This window comes from Allomuricauda sp. ARW1Y1, from assembly GCF_013407935.1.
In the GTDB taxonomy this organism is placed as follows: Bacteria; Bacteroidota; Bacteroidia; order Flavobacteriales; family Flavobacteriaceae; genus Flagellimonas.
In genome coordinates this window covers 339,418-356,742 of sequence record NZ_JACBZU010000002.1, presented here as the reverse complement: position 1 = coordinate 356,742, position 17,325 = coordinate 339,418, and the positions used below count along the sequence as shown (strand labels likewise).

21 protein-coding genes are annotated in these 17,325 nt (G+C 42.7%); 12 read left to right on the top strand and 9 right to left on the bottom strand.

All coding sequences use genetic code 11. The features are described from left to right. Window position 1: 1 nt before the first annotated feature. Window positions 2–613 carry an FMN-binding negative transcriptional regulator gene (locus GGE08_RS06370; protein WP_179384063.1) on the bottom strand — a complete coding sequence of 204 codons (612 nt, stop codon included), beginning with the start codon at window positions 611–613 and terminating at the stop codon, window positions 2–4. 181 nt (window positions 614–794) lie between these two features. On the opposite strand from GGE08_RS06370, the gene GGE08_RS06365 reads away from it, so the two are divergent. The 7 genes from GGE08_RS06365 to GGE08_RS06335 all read left to right on the top strand — a co-directional run bounded on the left by GGE08_RS06365 (window position 795) and on the right by GGE08_RS06335 (window position 5,113). After that, window positions 795–1,418: a hypothetical protein gene (locus GGE08_RS06365; RefSeq protein ID WP_179384062.1), complete on the top strand. Its 624-nt coding sequence runs from the start codon at window positions 795–797 to the stop codon at window positions 1,416–1,418. Between the two features lie 6 nt (window positions 1,419–1,424). After that, window positions 1,425–2,753, top strand: a complete 1,329-nt coding sequence (locus GGE08_RS06360; RefSeq protein WP_179384061.1) for a 2TM domain-containing protein — start codon at window positions 1,425–1,427, stop codon at window positions 2,751–2,753. Between the two features lie 255 nt (window positions 2,754–3,008). Then, the gene (locus tag GGE08_RS06355) at window positions 3,009–3,287 is read left to right on the top strand and encodes a 2TM domain-containing protein (RefSeq protein WP_179384060.1); all 279 of its coding nucleotides are present in this window, start codon (window positions 3,009–3,011) and stop codon (window positions 3,285–3,287) included. A gap of 44 nt (window positions 3,288–3,331) precedes the next feature. After that, window positions 3,332–3,634, top strand: a complete 303-nt coding sequence (locus GGE08_RS06350) for a 2TM domain-containing protein (protein WP_257023967.1) — start codon at window positions 3,332–3,334, stop codon at window positions 3,632–3,634. A 2-nt stretch (window positions 3,635–3,636) separates the two neighbouring features. Continuing rightward, a complete protein-coding gene (locus GGE08_RS06345; RefSeq protein WP_179384058.1) occupies window positions 3,637–3,957 on the top strand; it encodes a 2TM domain-containing protein in 321 nt (106 codons plus the stop codon). After that, window positions 3,947–4,279 carry a 2TM domain-containing protein gene (locus GGE08_RS06340; protein ID WP_179384057.1) on the top strand — a complete coding sequence of 111 codons (333 nt, stop codon included), beginning with the start codon at window positions 3,947–3,949 and terminating at the stop codon, window positions 4,277–4,279. Before GGE08_RS06345 ends, GGE08_RS06340 begins: the two co-directional genes overlap by 11 nt. A gap of 78 nt (window positions 4,280–4,357) precedes the next feature. Next, the gene (locus GGE08_RS06335; RefSeq protein ID WP_179384056.1) at window positions 4,358–5,113 is read left to right on the top strand and encodes a LytR/AlgR family response regulator transcription factor; all 756 of its coding nucleotides are present in this window, start codon (window positions 4,358–4,360) and stop codon (window positions 5,111–5,113) included. Window positions 5,114–5,204: 91 nt separating this feature from the next. Here GGE08_RS06335 and GGE08_RS06330 read toward each other — a convergent pair whose 3' ends face one another. Then, window positions 5,205–6,395: an LETM1-related biofilm-associated protein gene (locus GGE08_RS06330; protein WP_179384055.1), complete on the bottom strand. Its 1,191-nt coding sequence runs from the start codon at window positions 6,393–6,395 to the stop codon at window positions 5,205–5,207. A 166-nt stretch (window positions 6,396–6,561) separates the two neighbouring features. On the opposite strand from GGE08_RS06330, the gene GGE08_RS06325 reads away from it, so the two are divergent. The 3 genes from GGE08_RS06325 to GGE08_RS06315 all read left to right on the top strand — a co-directional run bounded on the left by GGE08_RS06325 (window position 6,562) and on the right by GGE08_RS06315 (window position 9,364). Continuing rightward, complete coding sequence (locus tag GGE08_RS06325; protein ID WP_179384054.1) at window positions 6,562–7,254, top strand: DUF4331 family protein; 693 nt, start codon at window positions 6,562–6,564, stop codon at window positions 7,252–7,254. A 19-nt stretch (window positions 7,255–7,273) separates the two neighbouring features. After that, window positions 7,274–8,008: a DUF4331 family protein gene (locus tag GGE08_RS06320; protein WP_179384053.1), complete on the top strand. Its 735-nt coding sequence runs from the start codon at window positions 7,274–7,276 to the stop codon at window positions 8,006–8,008. A 66-nt stretch (window positions 8,009–8,074) separates the two neighbouring features. After that, a complete protein-coding gene (locus GGE08_RS06315) occupies window positions 8,075–9,364 on the top strand; it encodes a tetratricopeptide repeat protein (protein WP_179384052.1) in 1,290 nt (429 codons plus the stop codon). Between the two features lie 92 nt (window positions 9,365–9,456). Here the strand turns inward: GGE08_RS06315 and GGE08_RS06310 are convergent, their stop codons facing one another. Next, the gene (locus GGE08_RS06310) at window positions 9,457–9,996 is read right to left on the bottom strand and encodes a mechanosensitive ion channel family protein (RefSeq protein WP_179384051.1); all 540 of its coding nucleotides are present in this window, start codon (window positions 9,994–9,996) and stop codon (window positions 9,457–9,459) included. A 71-nt stretch (window positions 9,997–10,067) separates the two neighbouring features. Between GGE08_RS06310 and GGE08_RS06305 the strand changes: the two genes are divergently transcribed. Then, window positions 10,068–11,048, top strand: coding sequence for a CorA family divalent cation transporter (locus tag GGE08_RS06305; RefSeq protein WP_179384050.1), 981 nt, complete (start codon window positions 10,068–10,070; stop codon window positions 11,046–11,048). Window positions 11,049–11,182: 134 nt separating this feature from the next. Then, window positions 11,183–11,830 (top strand): OmpW/AlkL family protein, encoded by a 648-nt coding sequence (locus GGE08_RS06300; protein WP_179384049.1) that lies wholly within the window; start codon window positions 11,183–11,185, stop codon window positions 11,828–11,830. Between the two features lie 74 nt (window positions 11,831–11,904). Here GGE08_RS06300 and GGE08_RS06295 read toward each other — a convergent pair whose 3' ends face one another. From GGE08_RS06295 to GGE08_RS06270, 6 genes are all read right to left on the bottom strand, one after another. Beyond that, entirely contained in the window at window positions 11,905–12,702 is a 798-nt protein-coding gene (locus tag GGE08_RS06295; RefSeq protein ID WP_179384569.1) for an anti-sigma factor, read from the bottom strand. 2 nt (window positions 12,703–12,704) lie between these two features. Further along, window positions 12,705–13,232 carry an RNA polymerase sigma factor gene (locus GGE08_RS06290; RefSeq protein WP_179384048.1) on the bottom strand — a complete coding sequence of 176 codons (528 nt, stop codon included), beginning with the start codon at window positions 13,230–13,232 and terminating at the stop codon, window positions 12,705–12,707. Window positions 13,233–13,307: 75 nt separating this feature from the next. After that, window positions 13,308–13,937: a hypothetical protein gene (locus tag GGE08_RS06285; protein WP_179384047.1), complete on the bottom strand. Its 630-nt coding sequence runs from the start codon at window positions 13,935–13,937 to the stop codon at window positions 13,308–13,310. A 105-nt stretch (window positions 13,938–14,042) separates the two neighbouring features. Further along, the gene (locus GGE08_RS06280) at window positions 14,043–14,630 is read right to left on the bottom strand and encodes a superoxide dismutase family protein (protein WP_179384046.1); all 588 of its coding nucleotides are present in this window, start codon (window positions 14,628–14,630) and stop codon (window positions 14,043–14,045) included. A 77-nt stretch (window positions 14,631–14,707) separates the two neighbouring features. Next, window positions 14,708–15,406 carry a DUF2490 domain-containing protein gene (locus GGE08_RS06275; RefSeq protein ID WP_179384045.1) on the bottom strand — a complete coding sequence of 233 codons (699 nt, stop codon included), beginning with the start codon at window positions 15,404–15,406 and terminating at the stop codon, window positions 14,708–14,710. After that, a complete protein-coding gene (locus tag GGE08_RS06270) occupies window positions 15,403–17,322 on the bottom strand; it encodes a S9 family peptidase (RefSeq protein WP_179384044.1) in 1,920 nt (639 codons plus the stop codon). Before GGE08_RS06270 ends, GGE08_RS06275 begins: the two co-directional genes overlap by 4 nt. Window positions 17,323–17,325: the final 3 nt, after the last annotated feature.

Genomic DNA, 17,325 nt, shown 5'->3' with positions numbered 1-17,325 from the left:
TTTACTCTTTGTTGTTTTGCATCAAAGACGCAACGCCCTGGCTCCCCGAGTCGGGGCGTTCCTTTAGCTCCGATATGATGGTTGCATGGTCCGCTGCGCGGGTCTGTGAAAGTTTGTAAGTGGCCTGAATGTCGGATATGCGTATCTCGAAACCGACCACACCTTTTACTTGGCGAAGCGTTTGTGGAGACATATCATCCAAGGAGATGGGATTTTTGGAGTTTTTCTCGTATTTGTTCACCAATCGATACATCGAGGCCATAGTTTCTTCCTGGGTCAATACCCTTAGCGTGCCATACACATGCACGGCAACGTAGTTCCAAGTGGGCACCTCTTCTTCCTTGTACCACGAGGAGGACACATAGGCATGTGGACCGTTGAAAATACAAAGGACTTCACTTTCGTCCTTAAAATACTTCCATTGCGGGTTGGCTTTGGCTATATGCCCGACCAAAACATCGTATCCATGCTCATCCTGCTCCAGTTCCAAGGGAATATGGGTGCCCCAAGGTTTGTTTTCCATGACATTGATGAGAATACCAAAACTATTTTGTTTGATAAATTCCTTGACTTCTTCGCTATTGTGATTTTGGTAATGTGGTGGAATGTACATAAGTATGGATTCAATAATTGATGATAAGGCTAAATTATACATTAAACATGGTATGGATTACGGTTCATCCTTGAATCTTTACAGTTCGGTAAAACTTCTTTTGGTGGGCACCTGGGTGAATTCATCTTTGTAGCATCAATAATCAATCCTGGAACTCATCCAGCATCAAAAAAGAACAGTCATGAAAAAACTATTTTTGGCCGCAGTATTTTTGGCCGTATCCTTCGCAAATGCCCAAGACCGATATTCCAAAGGAATGGAAAAGGCCTTTGCCTTATGGGAAGACCAAAAAATGATGGAAGCCTCGCATCTTTTTGAGCGCATCGCAACCGCGGAGCCCGATAAATGGTTGCCCTATTATTATGTGTCGCAAATCAACACCTTGATTTCTTTTGGGGAAACGGACGAAGCCAAACTGAGCAACCAGTTGGAAAAGGCCAAGGAATTTTTGGATGTGGCCAAGGCCATATCGCCGAACAATCCGGAACTGTTGATTCAGGAAGCGCTAATCAATACAGCTTGGATCGCTTTTGATGGTGCAACCTATGGGATGACCCTATCCCCAAAAAATGCCCAGCTGTACCAAAAAGCCTTGGAGATCGCCCCAAAAAACCCAAGGGTCATTCTTTCCAAAGCAGAATGGGACATGGGTTCGGCCCGTTATTTTGGCAAGGATACCACTCCCTATTGCAAGGATGTGGAAAGGGCCTTGGAACTTTTTGCTACCTTTAATTCCGAAACACCGTTTTACCCTACATGGGGAGAGGAAAGGGCCAAAGAAGTCCTGGAGAACTGTGGTAAATAGAAACGTATGAAACTCTTTGTCAGAGAACTTTTAAAAGCATTTTTAGTGGGGGTCGCTATTTTTATAGTGTTCCTCATTATTTTCTTTATCAAGGGTTGGGAGCTCACCTACCAAGAGCTATGGGAAGAGTTTTGGGAAAGCATGATCTTTTCCACGATCATTTACATGCTGAATGCGGCTTCTTTTATTCTTTTGATGCGCAAGTACGATAAGGAGCTGTTTACCAAAAAGTATATCGCCTACGGTATTTTGGGTAACATAGTGGCCTCCATTGTTGGTATTGTGCTATCGAGGTTTGTGCTCATCGTACTGATCAATCAACGATCTTTTGCACAGTTCTTGGCAGAGGAACGATCTGAGTTCTATGTGAGTTCCTTTATTATTTCTATGGCCGTGGCACTTATGTTCTACGCAGCCTATTATTACAAATATTACAAGGAACGACAAGTCAAGGAGCAGAAAATTATTGCCGGTTCGGCATCGGCCCGATTTGATGCCCTTAAAAATCAATTAGATCCCCATTTTTTGTTCAACAGCCTGAACGTACTGACCAGTTTAATTGACGAAGACCCGCATCAGGCGCAGAATTTCACTACCTCGTTATCCAAGGTGTATCGCTATGTACTGGAGCAGAAGAACAAGGATTTGGTTACGGTGGATGAAGAGCTCAAGTTTGCCCGTACTTATGTACGCCTGCTGAAAATGCGATTTGAGGACAGTATCATTTTTGACATTCCCGACCAATGCTCTGTGCCCGAGGCCAAAATTGTGCCGCTCTCCTTGCAATTATTGTTGGAAAATGCGGTGAAGCACAATGTAGTGACCTCGTCCAGACCATTACATATCAAGGTGTATGAGGACAAGGGTATGTTGGTGGTCAGTAATAATCTTCAGGAAAAGCAGGTAGTCAAGAAAAGCAGTGGAGTGGGATTGCAGAACATCAAGCAGCGCTACCGTATTTTAACGGACCGTGAAATGGTCATCAACAAAACCATCAAGGATTTTAGCGTATCGCTCCCTATACTCACCCAAAAATACACGGTGATGGAAACGCAGGAGAACTATATTGAGGAAAAACGGTATGCAAAGGCCAGGGAGCGTGTTCAGGCCATCAAAGACTTTTATGGGAACCTCATGGCCTATTGCATTGTGATTCCTTTTCTGTGGTGGCTCAATTTGCGGACCACTGAGTTTCTTTGGGCCTTTTTCCCCACGATTGGATGGGGATTTGGGTTAACCGCCCATGGGATGGCCGCTTTTGGCTACAACCCTCTTTGGGGCAAGCGCTGGGAGGAGCGCAAGATCAAGGAATTGATGGATAAGGACGATTTCTAATATTGGAGACTGGAATCGAGCACCCCCTGATTTAGATTAAAATTCCGGTCTTCACCCTTCACCCTTAACCCTTAACCCTTAACCCTTCACCTTTCACCTTTCACCTTTCACCTTTCACCCTTAACCCTTAACCCTTAACCCTTAACCTTCTTACCTACAACTCATCCCTATAAAATAACAGTTCAGAAACTCGTTTTTCTTTTTGCGATTGGGTATGCCGAATTTTAGGATGTAATCAAATAAAAACGAACAGTCATGGAAAATTCAACAGAACTTAGATATGCCAAAGCCAAAGAAAGGGTGGAGTGTATCAAATCCTTTTATTACAATCTGACCGCTTACCTAATCGTGATCCCGTTGTTGGGATATCTCAATTACAGGACTACCACTTTCCCTTGGATCATTTTTCCTGCCGTAGGGTGGGGACTTGGACTGTTAGGTCACGGCATGTCCGCTTACGGATTCAATCCCCTTTTTGGCAAGGAATGGGAAGAACGTAAGATTCAGGAGTTTATGAACGACAAAGAATTTTAAGAATGAGTACTTTTAACTATAACATCACCCCTAATAGCAACATCATGGATACAACGAATAAAGAGAACAAATATATAAGGGCTCGGGAGCGCGTGGACGAGCTTAAAAGTTTCTATGGCAACTTGACTTCCTATGTTCTGGTCATATCCGGTTTGGCACTTATCAATTATTTTACCAACGGATTTGGTTATATGTGGTTTTTATGGGCCGCTTTTGGCTGGGGGATAGGTGTTCTTTTTCACGCCATAAAAACATTCGACCTGAACCCATTTTTTGGAAAACAATGGGAGAAGCGCAAGATCGAGGAGATTATGCGCAATGAAGAACAGAACGATAAATGGAAATAATCATGGAAAACTTTAACACTGAAAAATACAATAGGGCCAAAAAAAGGGTCGACGAACTCAAGGGGTTTTATATCCACTTGGCCATTTATATCGTGATAAATACATTTATCTTGATCAACATCTTTCTAAGAACGGATGATTTTTGGAGATGGGAACATTTTATCACCTTGTTTGCGTGGGGCATTGGGTTGTTCTTCCATGCTTCCAAAACCTTTGAATTCAATCCCCTTTTGGGAAAAAACTGGGAAGAACGACAGATCAAAAAGTATATGGAAGAGGACAAGGAAGAAATGAACAAATTCAAGCAAGGCCATGACAGATAGAAATTTTGCTCGGGAAGCTGCGGAGAAACGTGTCAAGGAACTGAAGGGCTACTATCGCCATATCGCCATTTTTGTGGTCGTTAATGGTATATTGGTATTGCTTAAATGGGGAGTGCTCAACTCATTTTTACCGGAAGCCTTCCCAAAGGAAGCCTACTTTTATGAATGGATCAATGCAAATATTTTGATTTGGGGAGTGATCTTGCTTGTACACACCATTATTGTACTTCGTCACAAATTCTCATTTTTCAAAAAGTGGGAAGAGCGTCAGATACAAAAATATATCGATGAGGATAGGGACCATGTTGATAAGTACAAATAAGAATTTAACCATGGGAAGCTGACCTTTCCTATTTTAGATGAACCTGATTAACCATAGAAGCAACTACAAATAACCACCATGAATGTCCTGATCATTGAAGACGAAAAACCAGCGGCACGACGATTGTCCAGATTGCTTTCGGAGCTCGAAATTGAGGTGTCCACCATGCTGCATTCGGTTGAAGATTCCATTGCTTGGTTCCAAGACAACCCACATCCCGATCTCATCTTTTTGGACATTCAATTATCGGATGGACTTTCCTTTGAAATTTTTGATGAAATAGAGGTGAAAAGTGCCATCATTTTTACCACGGCTTATGACGAATATGCACTGCAAGCATTCAAGCTGAACAGCATCGATTATTTGCTAAAACCGATTGATGAGGAAGAGCTGGAAAGTGCCGTAAAAAAGTACCAGAATTTTAAGCCCGAAAATCAAAAGATCCCCATCGATTTTAACGATATCAAAAACCTTTTGGTAAACCCCTTGGAACGGGAATACAAAAAACGATTTACAGCTCGGGTGGGACAGCATTTAAAAATTATAAATGCCGATGATGTGGAATGTTTTTATAGTGAAAACAAGGGTACCTACGCCGCCACTTCGGACGGAAGAAATTATTTGCTCGACACTACATTGGAACAGTTGGAGGAGGAGTTGGAGCCCCAAACATTTTTCAGGGTGAACCGTAAGTTTTATGTGAACATCAATCACATAGGCGACATCATTTCATACACCAATTCAAGGCTCCAGATTAAAATGAAACGCTTTGATGAACACGAAATCATCGTTAGCAGGGAACGGGTAAAGGATTTTAAGTTATGGTTGGAATAATTCGATTTAAGATTTTGGATTCCAATTGTTTAATTAAAATTAAAAAGTCACTATAAATTTTTCTTATAGTGGCTTTTTTGGTTAAAAAGGGCTAGTTGTCCTCCACTCGGTTGTCATCAAATGCGGAAGGGAGCAGTTTCGGAATCAATTTAATAAAAATGGGCAAAAGAATGGCTCCACCGGGCAACATAAAAATGGCCAATGAGGGTATGCTCTTAAAGATATCCAATAACTGGTTCTGTACTTTTTTCTTTTCTTCGGCATTCAAATCCTTTACGGTGGATTTGGATAAAAGGGACACAAGTTCACGACTTTGGGCCAATTCTTTTTTGAGTCTTTTGCTGTTTCTCAAAATCAGTTTGCTCACATTTTTGGACATGCCATCATAGAATTGAACGGCCAAATTTTTGTTGCTCAAATAAGCAACTTTTTCTTTGTTCTGTTCAAAGAAATTTTCCACAAATCGAAGCTCGAAATCGACCTCTTTTTTCGACTTGCCAAGGTCCCTTCCCAAACCAAAAATGTAATCCGTTTCGGTATAGTCCAAAGCCTTATCTTCCCATATGGTCAAACAGGCCATATCCAAAAAATAATCCTTCTCGTTTTTGCTGAAATTTTGGTTCAATAGATCAGCATATTCCCCCTCAAATTTTGCTTTGTCCAGGTCCACATAAGTTAATGATGAACCCAACACCTGGATCAATCGCGCATCCGATTCGTGGGTCTGTTTGGAATTGAGTGCGTGGTACACAATATTGATGGTGACGTACTCCAAAAGTTGGGCATGTTCCATCATATTCTTTTCGCCTTTTAAGTAGACAATAAAGATTAAGATATCGACATAGAGCAACGAATTGGTCAAACTATTTCCCAAGGCCCTGCTAAAAGTATTGTCGCTCAAATAGATCCGGGAGTCAATCAGTTTTTCCAATTGTGATTCGGTCTTGGAACCGGTCAAAATTTTGTTCAAAAAGGAAATCCGACTAACGTTCAGGGATTGATAATATTCAAAAACCTTGTTTACAAAGGCTTCAAAATCCGTTTTTCCTACCTCAAAAGTGTAGGTAAAATACAAAGCGGTCAATAAGTTGATCTTGGCAATCTCATCCTCACTTAGGGTATGCTCCACGGGAATAAAGGACGGAATGTTTAAGTGTACACCATAGATAAAACCATTTGCCTTGAGTTCCCGATACAGGCTTTCAAAGTCGTCAAAGTAGGAAGACTCTTGATCTACGAGGTGACCAAACTTGTTGATCCATCCTGAGGCAGAAGGGTTCATGTAACTGAATTAAGAGGTCAAAGTAAAACAATTTCCACGACTTTGGTTTATGGTAAAGGAATGTCATTGCTAAAATTCAGTTAAGACAATTTTAACATTTCAAAACCAAACCACCCTTTACAAGGTTCCGTAGGTAGGGGTGAACGAAACTTAAAAAACAAGTAACATGAAAAAAACAACGAAATACCTATTAGGATTTGGTGTATTGGTCATCGCAGCAACCATTTTGGTGTCTGCAGACCATATTGACGCACCTTCATCGGCAGGAACCAGTGCGGATATTGCCGATTTTTATGCTTTTGAACCCAGCGAAGGTTCTGACAACACCGTGTTTGTGGTGGATTTGCAATCCAATGTATTGCCCGACTTGGCTTACGGCACATTCGATGAGGATGTACTGACTGAAATCAATATTGATTTGGATGGGGACCTTGTAGAAGATCAGGTCATTCAGGCCATTGCACGTGATGGTAGAATGTATTTTTTCGGTCCCACGGCACCCTCTCAAACCGGATTGAACAGTGAAGTGTACACCGATGCCGCATTGGGAGACGTTGAAATTTCTTCGAACACTGCAATTGTAGAGACAACCTCAGATGGGGTTTCCCTTTTTGCAGGACCGAGACAAGACCCTTTCTTTTTCGACTTTTTCCAATTCAACGCAGTTATTTCTCCAGAATTGGATTCGGCCCCAGGTGGATTTTTACCCCCGGAAGAAGCCGCCGACACCTTCGATGGTGCCAATACCATGTCCATTGTAGTGGAAATCCCCAATAGTATGCTAGGGACACCAACGGCAACCAATGCACTGGGACTTTCCGTGTACAAAACATGGGTGACCACAAATAGAAAACAATAAGAAACTTTAAAACTGTATTATGAAACTAAGACAATCTTTATATGTAACGGCACTTTTGCTGAGCTTTGGCCTAGTTATCGGCTGTAATAATGATGACAATGGAACCTACATGGACGACGACATGATGATGGATGATGATATGATGATGGACGATGATGATATGATGGGCGTTGATTTTACCGGAACATTTGCGCAGGTGGACCACATTGGCCGTCCAGGAATCAATACCACCTTAAGTTTTGATATGGAAGGCGAACCAAGCGTAAAGGATGACCACAACACTACGGTGCCTTCTGATATGACCGCAGCCTTCCAGGCTGGGTTTCAGGCGAGATTGGAGCAATACCACGATGTGTATGCCCTAAAATTAGGATTGGACCCCGCCGATGTGGACTACGAAAACAATATTTTGGGATTGGACGCGGCAACGTTGACCACCGTTTTATCGGCAGATGTTTTGGAGGTTGCTCCAGATTTGCCCACGACCTATTTTAATCCCGGAACAGACCTTGACAATGATGGCAACGTGTTGGTGCCGGACGGAGACGAGGTAGCCCTTACCGGTAGACACCCCAACGACGACATTATTGACGTTTCCTTGATCTTATTCTTTGGAGGAATGCAAGGTGACCGCTTTAGTGGACAAGATTTGGATGATGACGGTATGGCCGATTTGCCAAGACTGACATCGGACGGTGTTGGCTTAACAGCTAGTATATCGACTACATTTCCCTATTTGGGAGCACCTGAATAATTGCTATGAAAAGGAAGGGGAGGGGAAAGTTCTTTCCTCTCCCTTTTTTAATAAAACAACAACAAGATGAAAGCAACAAAATTTTATACCATTTTTATGCTGATGCTACTGTTCTTGGTATCGTGTCAGCAAAAGGAAACTGAATTCAGAACCAACAGTCAGGATTATAATCAATTTTTGGCTTCGGAATCGGTAAAAACGACCTCCAAATATTTTGACCTTTGGGACAACAAAATCAAATCGGATAGCTTGCAATTGCTCAGTTTGGGGAATGTGGCAGGTGAATACAACCGATTTTTTAGTGGAACCGGTAATATTCAATATTTAAAGGATGCTGAACAATCCTTAAAAAAGGCAGTGGAAATTGCGGCCATTGGCAAAGCAGGATACCTAAGGGCGTTGGCCAGAAACTATATCTCACAGCACCGGTTTAGGGAAGCTTTGGATTTAGCCGAGAAGGCCCGGAAGTTTGGTAGTGGGGTAAAGGAGACCCAGAGCCTGCTATTTGACCTTCATATGGAATTGGGAAATTATGACCTTGCCAACCAATATTTGGATAGCATCCAGAACATGTCCGATTTTGGATACCTGATTAGAGTGGCCAAATGGAACGATCACAAAGGAGATCTGGATACCGCTATTAACTTTATGGAAAAGGCCATGGCTAAAGCAGAGTCTTCTAAAAACAAAGGATTACGGTTGTGGTCTTATACCAATTTGGCCGACTTCTACGGTCATGCTGGCAGAATTGAGGAGTCCTATAACCTTTACCTTCGGGCCTTGAACATCGATCCCCAAAATGCGTACGCAAAAAAAGGCATAGCATGGATTGTTTACTCACATGAAAGAAACGGTAAAGAAGCCCTTCGGATTTTAGATTCCATCATGCAAAAGAACCAATCCCCTGAATACTATTTACTGAAAGCTGAGATTGCCGACTTTATGGGGAACGACATGCTGCGGGTACAAGCGTTGGACGATTATTACAAGATAGTGGGAAACAACCCTCAATATGGCGATATGTACAATGCTTACAATGTAGATTTTTTGTTGGAGATGGATGTGGAGCAAAAAGCCTATAAACTTGCTCAAGAAGAGGTGAACAACAGGCCTACGCCAGAATCGTACGGATGGTTGGCCTACAGTTTGTTGCATCTTGGAGAAAACAAAAAAGCTCTGGAACTTATAGAAAAGCATGTAATGGGTGCCACTTTTGAGCCTGCTATCCTTCATCAAGCTGCTGAAATCTACAAAGCAAATGGTAAGATGGAAAAAGTAAGAGAACTAAAACAGGAATTGATGGAAGCGGCATACGAGCTCGGTCCCATAAAAGAAGCCCAGATAGCCAGTCTTTAGTTTTCCCCTGTTAAGAGCAAGGTTGCAGATCGTTACGATCTCGGCTTGGTTGTTGTTTTTAGGTGCGCCACGGCATTTTGCCGTGGCGTTTTTTATTCTTCAGGAACTGGTTGCTTGGGTTCAGCCACATCTTCATGCAGGATTTCGATGCCTTTTTGAATGACCAAGTTGGTCGGAATAGTGATTTGTTTTCCATCATCCGTCCGCATAAAAAGATAAAATCCGCTAATATCCTCCACCTTTCCAGTCCAATCAAAGTCTTTGTCCATTACGCGGATTCGGTCCCCTAACCGAAGTGGATGGTTAAAGAAAAGGATCACACTTGCCGTTAAGTTGGATAGGATGGACCACTGGGCCACAAAACCAACGCCCAAAATGGCCAATACAGAAGAGATAAACACCGAAAAATCTTTCATGTTGACACCCCAAATCAACGAAATACCGATGAAGGCAAGCAGATAGAAAAGCAAATTGCTCAGGTAAAATATGATTTTCCTGCTGTTCATATCAATCGAACTAGATCTGCCAAACCTTCTAATGGCTCTTTTGCTCAAGGAATTGAGCAAAATCAGTATACTCAAAAGAATAATGGTGAACAAAATCTCCGTTTTGTAGGGCATCGCTTCAATCATGATGGTTCTTAGTAAATTTGGTTTAACTTATAGAGCTAAACTACAAATAAACCCATCATATCATAACTACCATGAACACAGATTTTGAAGAAAATTCATGGGTGATCAATTACTCACCGGACAATTACTATAACCGAAAGTTCTCCCTACAAGAGGATATGCAACTTTCCAAGGGCGATAAATCCATTACTTGGGTGAACACCTATGGTTTGGAGTATATGGATGAATTTAGGCAGATGGTCAACGAAAATGGGCTGGATGATTTCCTGTTGCGCCTATTGCTGAACCAAAAGATGGGAAACAAGGTCATCGTTCTCGAAGACCAGTTGTTTATTGCTGCCCGAATCCTGAAAACGGAACACGATAGCATGGAGTCCGAACAGATGTATTTTGTGGTTTCCAAAGACTTTAATTGGTGCATCCAAGAAATGTGGGGCGACCATTTTGATTGGATACGTCAGCGAATCTTTGAGAACAAGGGCATCATTCGAAAAAAGAAGGCCGATTACCTTTTGTTCTTTATTTTGGAAACCCTGATTACCAATTACAAGGAAAAATACGAAGATATCGTGGTCATGGAAAATGCCTTGGAAGCCCTTGTAAAGCGGGAGCCCACTCCGGAGTTTATGTTCGAAGTGGAACAGAAAAAAGCATTGATCCAAGAGTTTAAAAAAGCTTCCCATGGTCTGCGGGACATCATCATCCGATTGGAAAGAGTGGAAATTAAAGGATTTCAAACCAAATACTTTAGTGAATTGCGGGAGCAAATCAATGGTTTGATCACCGATATTGATTCCGACATTATGGAACTGGAAAGCCAAATCAACCTATTTTTTAGCGTTCAGGGCCATCGACTGAACGAGGTGATGAAAACCCTGACCATATTTTCCGTGGTGTTTATTCCCTTAACTTTTATGGCGGGCATTTATGGGATGAACTTTGAGTATATGCCCGAACTGCAATGGAAAAATGGTTATTTTATTCTTTTGGGCCTCATGTTTGTGGTCACCATCATTTCCATCATCATTTTCAAAAGAAAAAAATGGTTTTAATGTGTTGATTTCCAATATGCTTATCGCATATTTCCATTAGGTTGTATATTTTCGGATGTTTTCCAATGATAAACATCATATTCTCCGAAAAGTCCGCACGGTAGTTTTGTTCCATCAATATAAAATAACACACGATGAGAAAAAAATTACTTGTAGCGGTAGTGGCCCTCTTGGGACTCTCCAATTTCGCAATGGCTCAGGATGCTCCAGCAGATAATGGTGGCACATGGCAGTTCAGGTTGAGGGGAATTGTAATTTCTCCAGATGAGAGTGCCGATATTGAAGCCATTGGTGGCGATGTTGATATTTCCACTGCCGTGGTTCCCGAGTTGGACATTACTTATTTTTTTAATGAAAACTGGTCCATGGAATTGATTTTGGGTACGGCCAAACACGATGTTAAAGCCGTGGAAACCGCTGCCGGGGAAATTGATTTGGGAAGTGTATGGTTATTGCCCCCTACGCTAACCGGTCAATACCACTTTACCGGAGGCAATTTTGTCCCTTACGTTGGAGCAGGGGTCAACCTCACCCTTTTTTATGGAGTTGATGAAGGACCTGTTGTGGACGACATTGAATACGATACGGCTGTTGGCTTTGCATTACAAAGCGGGTTTGATTATATGCTCAACGATAAATGGTTTTTGAATTTTGATGTTAAAAAGCTGTTCTTGAATACCACAGCAACCGTAAACGCAACCACCGCTTTGGGTGCCACCGTAGATGCAGATGTGGACATCAACCCATGGATCTTCGGATTTGGAGTGGGTATTAAACTTTAATATTCGATTGTTTTTTTTAGGTAATCTAAGTTTTGAAGGTGGTTCAGGTAAACCTGGGCTGCCTTCTTTTTTGTTTACGCACCAACGGCACCTAATGTGTACAATTGCTCCAGTGTTGGGGTTTCACTTCCACCCTCGGGCTCCAAGGTGATACCAAAAGCTTCGGATTCGTTGGCATTTTCTAAGGTGAAGAGTTTATTGTCCTGTGATGCAAAATCATCCAACAACCCTAGACTGGTGGGGGTAAGTGGGTCCAATTTTAAGGACCAAACTTGGTAGGTGAATCCCTCAGGAGGTTCGGGAAGCCCTTGGGCATCGATAATAACTTTCTGTTCTTCCTTGTTCCAATAGGCTTTTGCATAGGAGGAAGGAGAAACGGTTTGCCCGCCAAGGGCGATTACGGAAACATCTTTATCCCTGATTTCCTGCAGCAGCATTTCCTTTGAAGTGATTTCCGCTTGGGTATCGGATAAGATATCTTCCAAGCTTTGCTTTTCTTGGTTGGTAAGCTCTATTTGGTTCTTCAGCTTATTGTTTTCCGTATATAACCAGAAGAGACCTATGGCCAATAATACCGATGCTGCCCAGCCCAAATAGCTGCCCCAGGGAGTTCCGCTACTTTTGGAAGCTTCTGGTGTAAACGGAATAACATCGTTTATTTCTGCCTTTATCTTGGCAAAACCGTTCTCGGGCATTTTGGGCGAAGCGGCTTCCGTTAGCTCTAGAACAGCATTTTCGATTGTCTCGATTTCTTTTTGTATTTCAGGATACTGAAGGGCATAGTGCTGCACCTCAAGATTCTCTTCAGGTGACAAGGCTCCAGCTACGTAGAGTTCCAAAATTCCAGATGCTATGTATTCTTTCACATCCATGCTCATGCCATATTTTTTCTAATGCTCGAAATACAGCTTCTTATTCTTGTTTTTATCGTGCCAATTGGCGTATTCAGCTCTTTGGCGGCTTCCTTTTGGGTGTAGCCCTTAAAATAAAGCATATCGATCAGCAAAATACACTTTTCCTTCAATCCTTTTAGGAGAGACTGAAGTCCGATAGTGTCCATTTTACTGTTCAGATCTTCGCTGTTTTCAAAAATACCTACGAGAGAATCAACAGGAAGGTTCTTTTTTTGGTTTTTATGGCTTTTTGAACGCACTTCGTCGATGGCGGCATTCCTTGCGATGTTCAATATCCAGGTAAAAAACCGTCCCTTGGAAGCATCGTACTGGTCCGATTTTTCCCAGACCTTCACAAAAACATCCTGGCAGAGCTCTTGGGAGCGCTCCGCATCCTTCACGATCACATTAATGACACCACAGATATTTTCCGCATACATATGGTACAAGGTTTCAAAGGCAGCACTATCCTTTTTTTGAAATTGTTGTATGAGGTTGTCCAAGTTCATTGAAGTGGCTAAATATATAAAAAAAGAGCTGCGATTGGCAGCTCTTTCCATAAATCTTTATCCTATTGGAAATACTTATTGTTGGGTCAGCCATACCGAAGCATTAATAGCAACTTCGTCCCAGGTTTTGCTTACACCGTCGGCACCGGTATGCAATATTTTACAAGCTTCATTGAGTGAGGCCAATGCATTGAGCGCATCCCATTGTTTTAGGTCCATAACCCCAGTAAAATTGACATGGTTGTCTTCTGTGATTTCATATTCCATGGGTAGTTCGGCCGATACCCCGTTCATACTCAGGGTAACCGAACAGTTCTTGGCATCCTTTAGCGAGAATTTACCCGTTATGTTTTGGGTCTCCACCATTTTGTTGAAAAAGAACTCGATGATTTTGGGATCCCTTATGTTGGTAGGATCATTGGTGAAAAGGCTGCTCACCGGAATGGTGAATTCAAGTCCATCGATGGTTTCCTTTGGAGTTTCTCCTGCGGTATAGGTGACCTCCACTTGTTGGAAGGTACCGCCAACGGGAACCTTGTCGGTTGTCTTGTAGGCCGTAAAACGTACGTCGGTGGAATCTTGCACGAGGCTATAGCTTGCTGTAGATGCCTTGACTTCTGTTTTTTCCTCCTCTTTTTGGGCTTTTTTGCAGCTAAAGGCTGTTATGATGAGTAGGGCCAAGGCTGCAAGTTGTAGATTTTTCATTTTGAGTACATTTTTAATAAGCACTAAGTTAGCTCATAATTGAATTTGGGTCAATAAAAAAAGCCATCCAACGGACGGCTTTTTTCTTGTTTATGTATGCTCAGCTTACTGGATAATTCCTGTGCAAGCAATTCTTGCGCCAGCGGCACCAGAAGGCTGTGAAGTGTAGTCGTCCACGCCTTGGTGAACAATTACCGCTTTGCCTAAAATATCCTTGGTATCATCACCGCAACCAATGCACCATTCGTCGGTCATGAATTCAACGGTGCCATTACCATCGGCGTCGGCGGTAAAGTTGCCAATATCGCCTTTGTGATATCCATCTTCCGAGCCCCACTTGCCATGTTGCTCGTAGGTTGGGTTCCAATGTCCTCCAGTTGATGTTCCATCTGCGGATGAACAGTCTGCCTTTTCGTGCAAGTGGATGGCATGCTCGCCTTCGTCCAACCCAAGAAAGGTGGCCCGCATAATCACTTGTCCTTCATCTTGCGTAAAAACCACTTCGCCACTTACGTTGCTGTCGCTTTTAGGTTCCATGGAGAAGGTGATGACCTCAGGATCCATTTTCTCCGCTACTTGTTCTACAGTTTCTTCTACTTCTTCGGTAGTCTCCTCCGCTTCTTTTTTTGCTTGTTTACAGCCAAATGCTGTTATTAATAGCAGCGCTAAGGCTGTTGTTTGTAATTTTTTCATTTAAAAATGATGTTTTTAAGATTAGCTAATAAGGTAGGCATTATTTACGCCTGTGTCAAGGATTACCTTCGGTATTTCTAAGGTTGCTTCTTTTTAAAAAGTCCTCTGAGGTCGGGATTGTAGAACACGGCAAACTGTAATCTGTCGAACACCGCATTGGCAAATTGATTTCTCAGGTATCCCAACTGTATGTTGCTATTTTCTGTGATATTCACTCCAAAAGCTGCGTATAGCCTGTTTTGGTCAAATAGATTATCCTGTAGGTTAATGAACAGTTCATCGTAAAAGTTGAGGAAAAACGTATCCGTTAGCGGAAGGGTAACCTGTATCCGATAGCGTGCCCTATGCTGGGTATCCGTAACATCCCCAAAGTCAAAAAAGCGCTGTTCCAAACGGTAACGATGTTCAAAGAGGAACTCCCACACTTTGTCCCTTAATATAAATTGCTGGAAAATCCGGTTTTCCCTGCTGTCCACTTCACCCATGATGTCCTCAAAAGAGGTGTCCGTTTGAATAAAGGCATAGCCGATGGTGGCCATGGCATCTGGATTGATGTGATAATTGAGACCAGTTCGTAACAGCATTTGATTAAAATTATCCGTGGTTTCATAGTACCGAAATTGTGCTTCGGAATGTATACTGAAACGTTCTGCAATTTGATTGGTCCCAAAATACATGAACCAAGCTCCCAGTTCTTCTTCACCGGGAGTTTGGGCATGTAGGTTTGCACTCAATGCTCCGGTCAGGAACACCAAGGTCAAAAGTCTTTTGATCATAAATTCTCTTCTTTAATAGGAGTACTCTTTTCTTCTTTTAGGTACTCATCCAAAAATTCCAAAATTTTGCTGTATGCTTTGATTTGGTTTTCTTTTTTCACAAATCCGTGTCCTTCATCCTCAAAGAGCACGTATTCCACAGGCACACCGTTTTGGCGGACGCCAGCTACAATTTCATCCGATTCCGCTTGAAGCACCCTGGGGTCCTGTGAACCTTGGAGTACGATCAGCGGTTTGGTGACCTTGCTGGTGTGGAATAGGGGAGAAATCTGCTTTAATCGCACAGAATCAGCACTGTAAGGATCTCCCAATTCCTTGTAAAGGGCATCCTTGAAAGATTCCCACCATGGTGGAATGCTTTTGAGGGTTCGAATCCAGTTGGTAACACCGAATAAGTTTACCCCCACATCAAATTCCTCGGGCGTGTAGGTAAGGGCGGCCATCGTCATGTAACCTCCGTAGGAACCTCCAATGATTCCGATTTTCTCACCGTCTATTTCTGGTTGTTGTGCCAACCAGTTCTTGCCTTCCACGCAATCTTTCAAATCCTTGTCACCGTGATTCAGGTCATCCATTTGATAGAATGTTTTACCATATCCCGAACTACCACGGTTGTTTACGGCCAAAATGGCGTATCCGTGGTTGACCAAGTATTGGATGAAAGCACTGAAGTTTTGACGGGATTGTCCCCCTGGACCCCCATGCACCCAAACCAAAGCGGGCACAGGCGTTTCAGCGCTGGCTTGATGCGGTTTGTAATAGATAGCTGGAATTTCCAGTCCGTCAAACGATTTATAGCGAACCACCTCTGCTTTTACCAAATCCTGTGCTTGAACCTCGGGATTCAAAACATCGGTCAATCGTTTTTGCTCCTTGGTCTCCAAATTGTACACATACAGATTGGAGGGAGTGTGCGAACCCCCGGCGTAGAATCGCATCATGCTTTCGTCATCCGAAAAACTTACGCTGGTAATCTCCATGTTTTCCACCGCAGGTAAATCAATATTCTTCCCTGTGGCCACTTCCATCACTTCGATGGTATTTTTGGCGTCCTCATTAATGTAGGTGACTTGATAGGTTCCCTGATCGGTAAAATAACTTCCCGAAATATCCCAATCCCGTTCCATGGCCTTCTCGTAGGAGGCATCGGCCATGTTGTACTTCATCAAATAGGAAAACTCGCTTCCATCATCGGTGGTGTAATAAAATGCCATTCCATCCGGTGAAAAATCCTGTGGCGCATTTCCACTTTGGTTTTCATTGATTTGGGTCAGCTCCTTGGACTCTAGATTGTACAGGAACAAATCACTATCATTGGTATTGATGGATTTGCTCAAGGCGACATACTTTTCGTCCGGGGAGACTACGCCAACATCATAGCCATCGTTGTTTTCGTACACCAATTCTGAGGTCATACTTTCCAAATCCATTTTGTAGAGGTCCACAAAACGGTTGTCACGCTTGTTGGAACCGTAGAAAAATGCCGACTTGTCCTCGGACCACTGATAAAATAGGGAACGCGCCCCTTCTTCCGGGGTTAGGTCTTTAAAGCTTCCATCCGTATCGCGAACGAAAATATGGTAGATTTCATCCCCATTGTTATCCATTCGGAACAGCATTCGTTCATCTTTTGGAAAGTAGGAGATGGCAAATACCGACGAACTGTCCGATTGGGTAACGGGCATCATTTCGCCACCCGAAGTTGGGATGGTGTACATGTTGTAAATACCTGAACGGTTACTGGAGACCAGTAATTTGGACTTGTCCGGTGAAAAGCTTCCACCAGCGATGGACTCGTTGTCCATCATCTGTGAAATGGTGTAGGTCTTCATCGTCTCGGCGACGGAAGGTTCCTTTTTCTCTTCTTTACATGCCCAAACACTTACAATAAGGGCAAAGGCCAATAATTTTTTCATGAA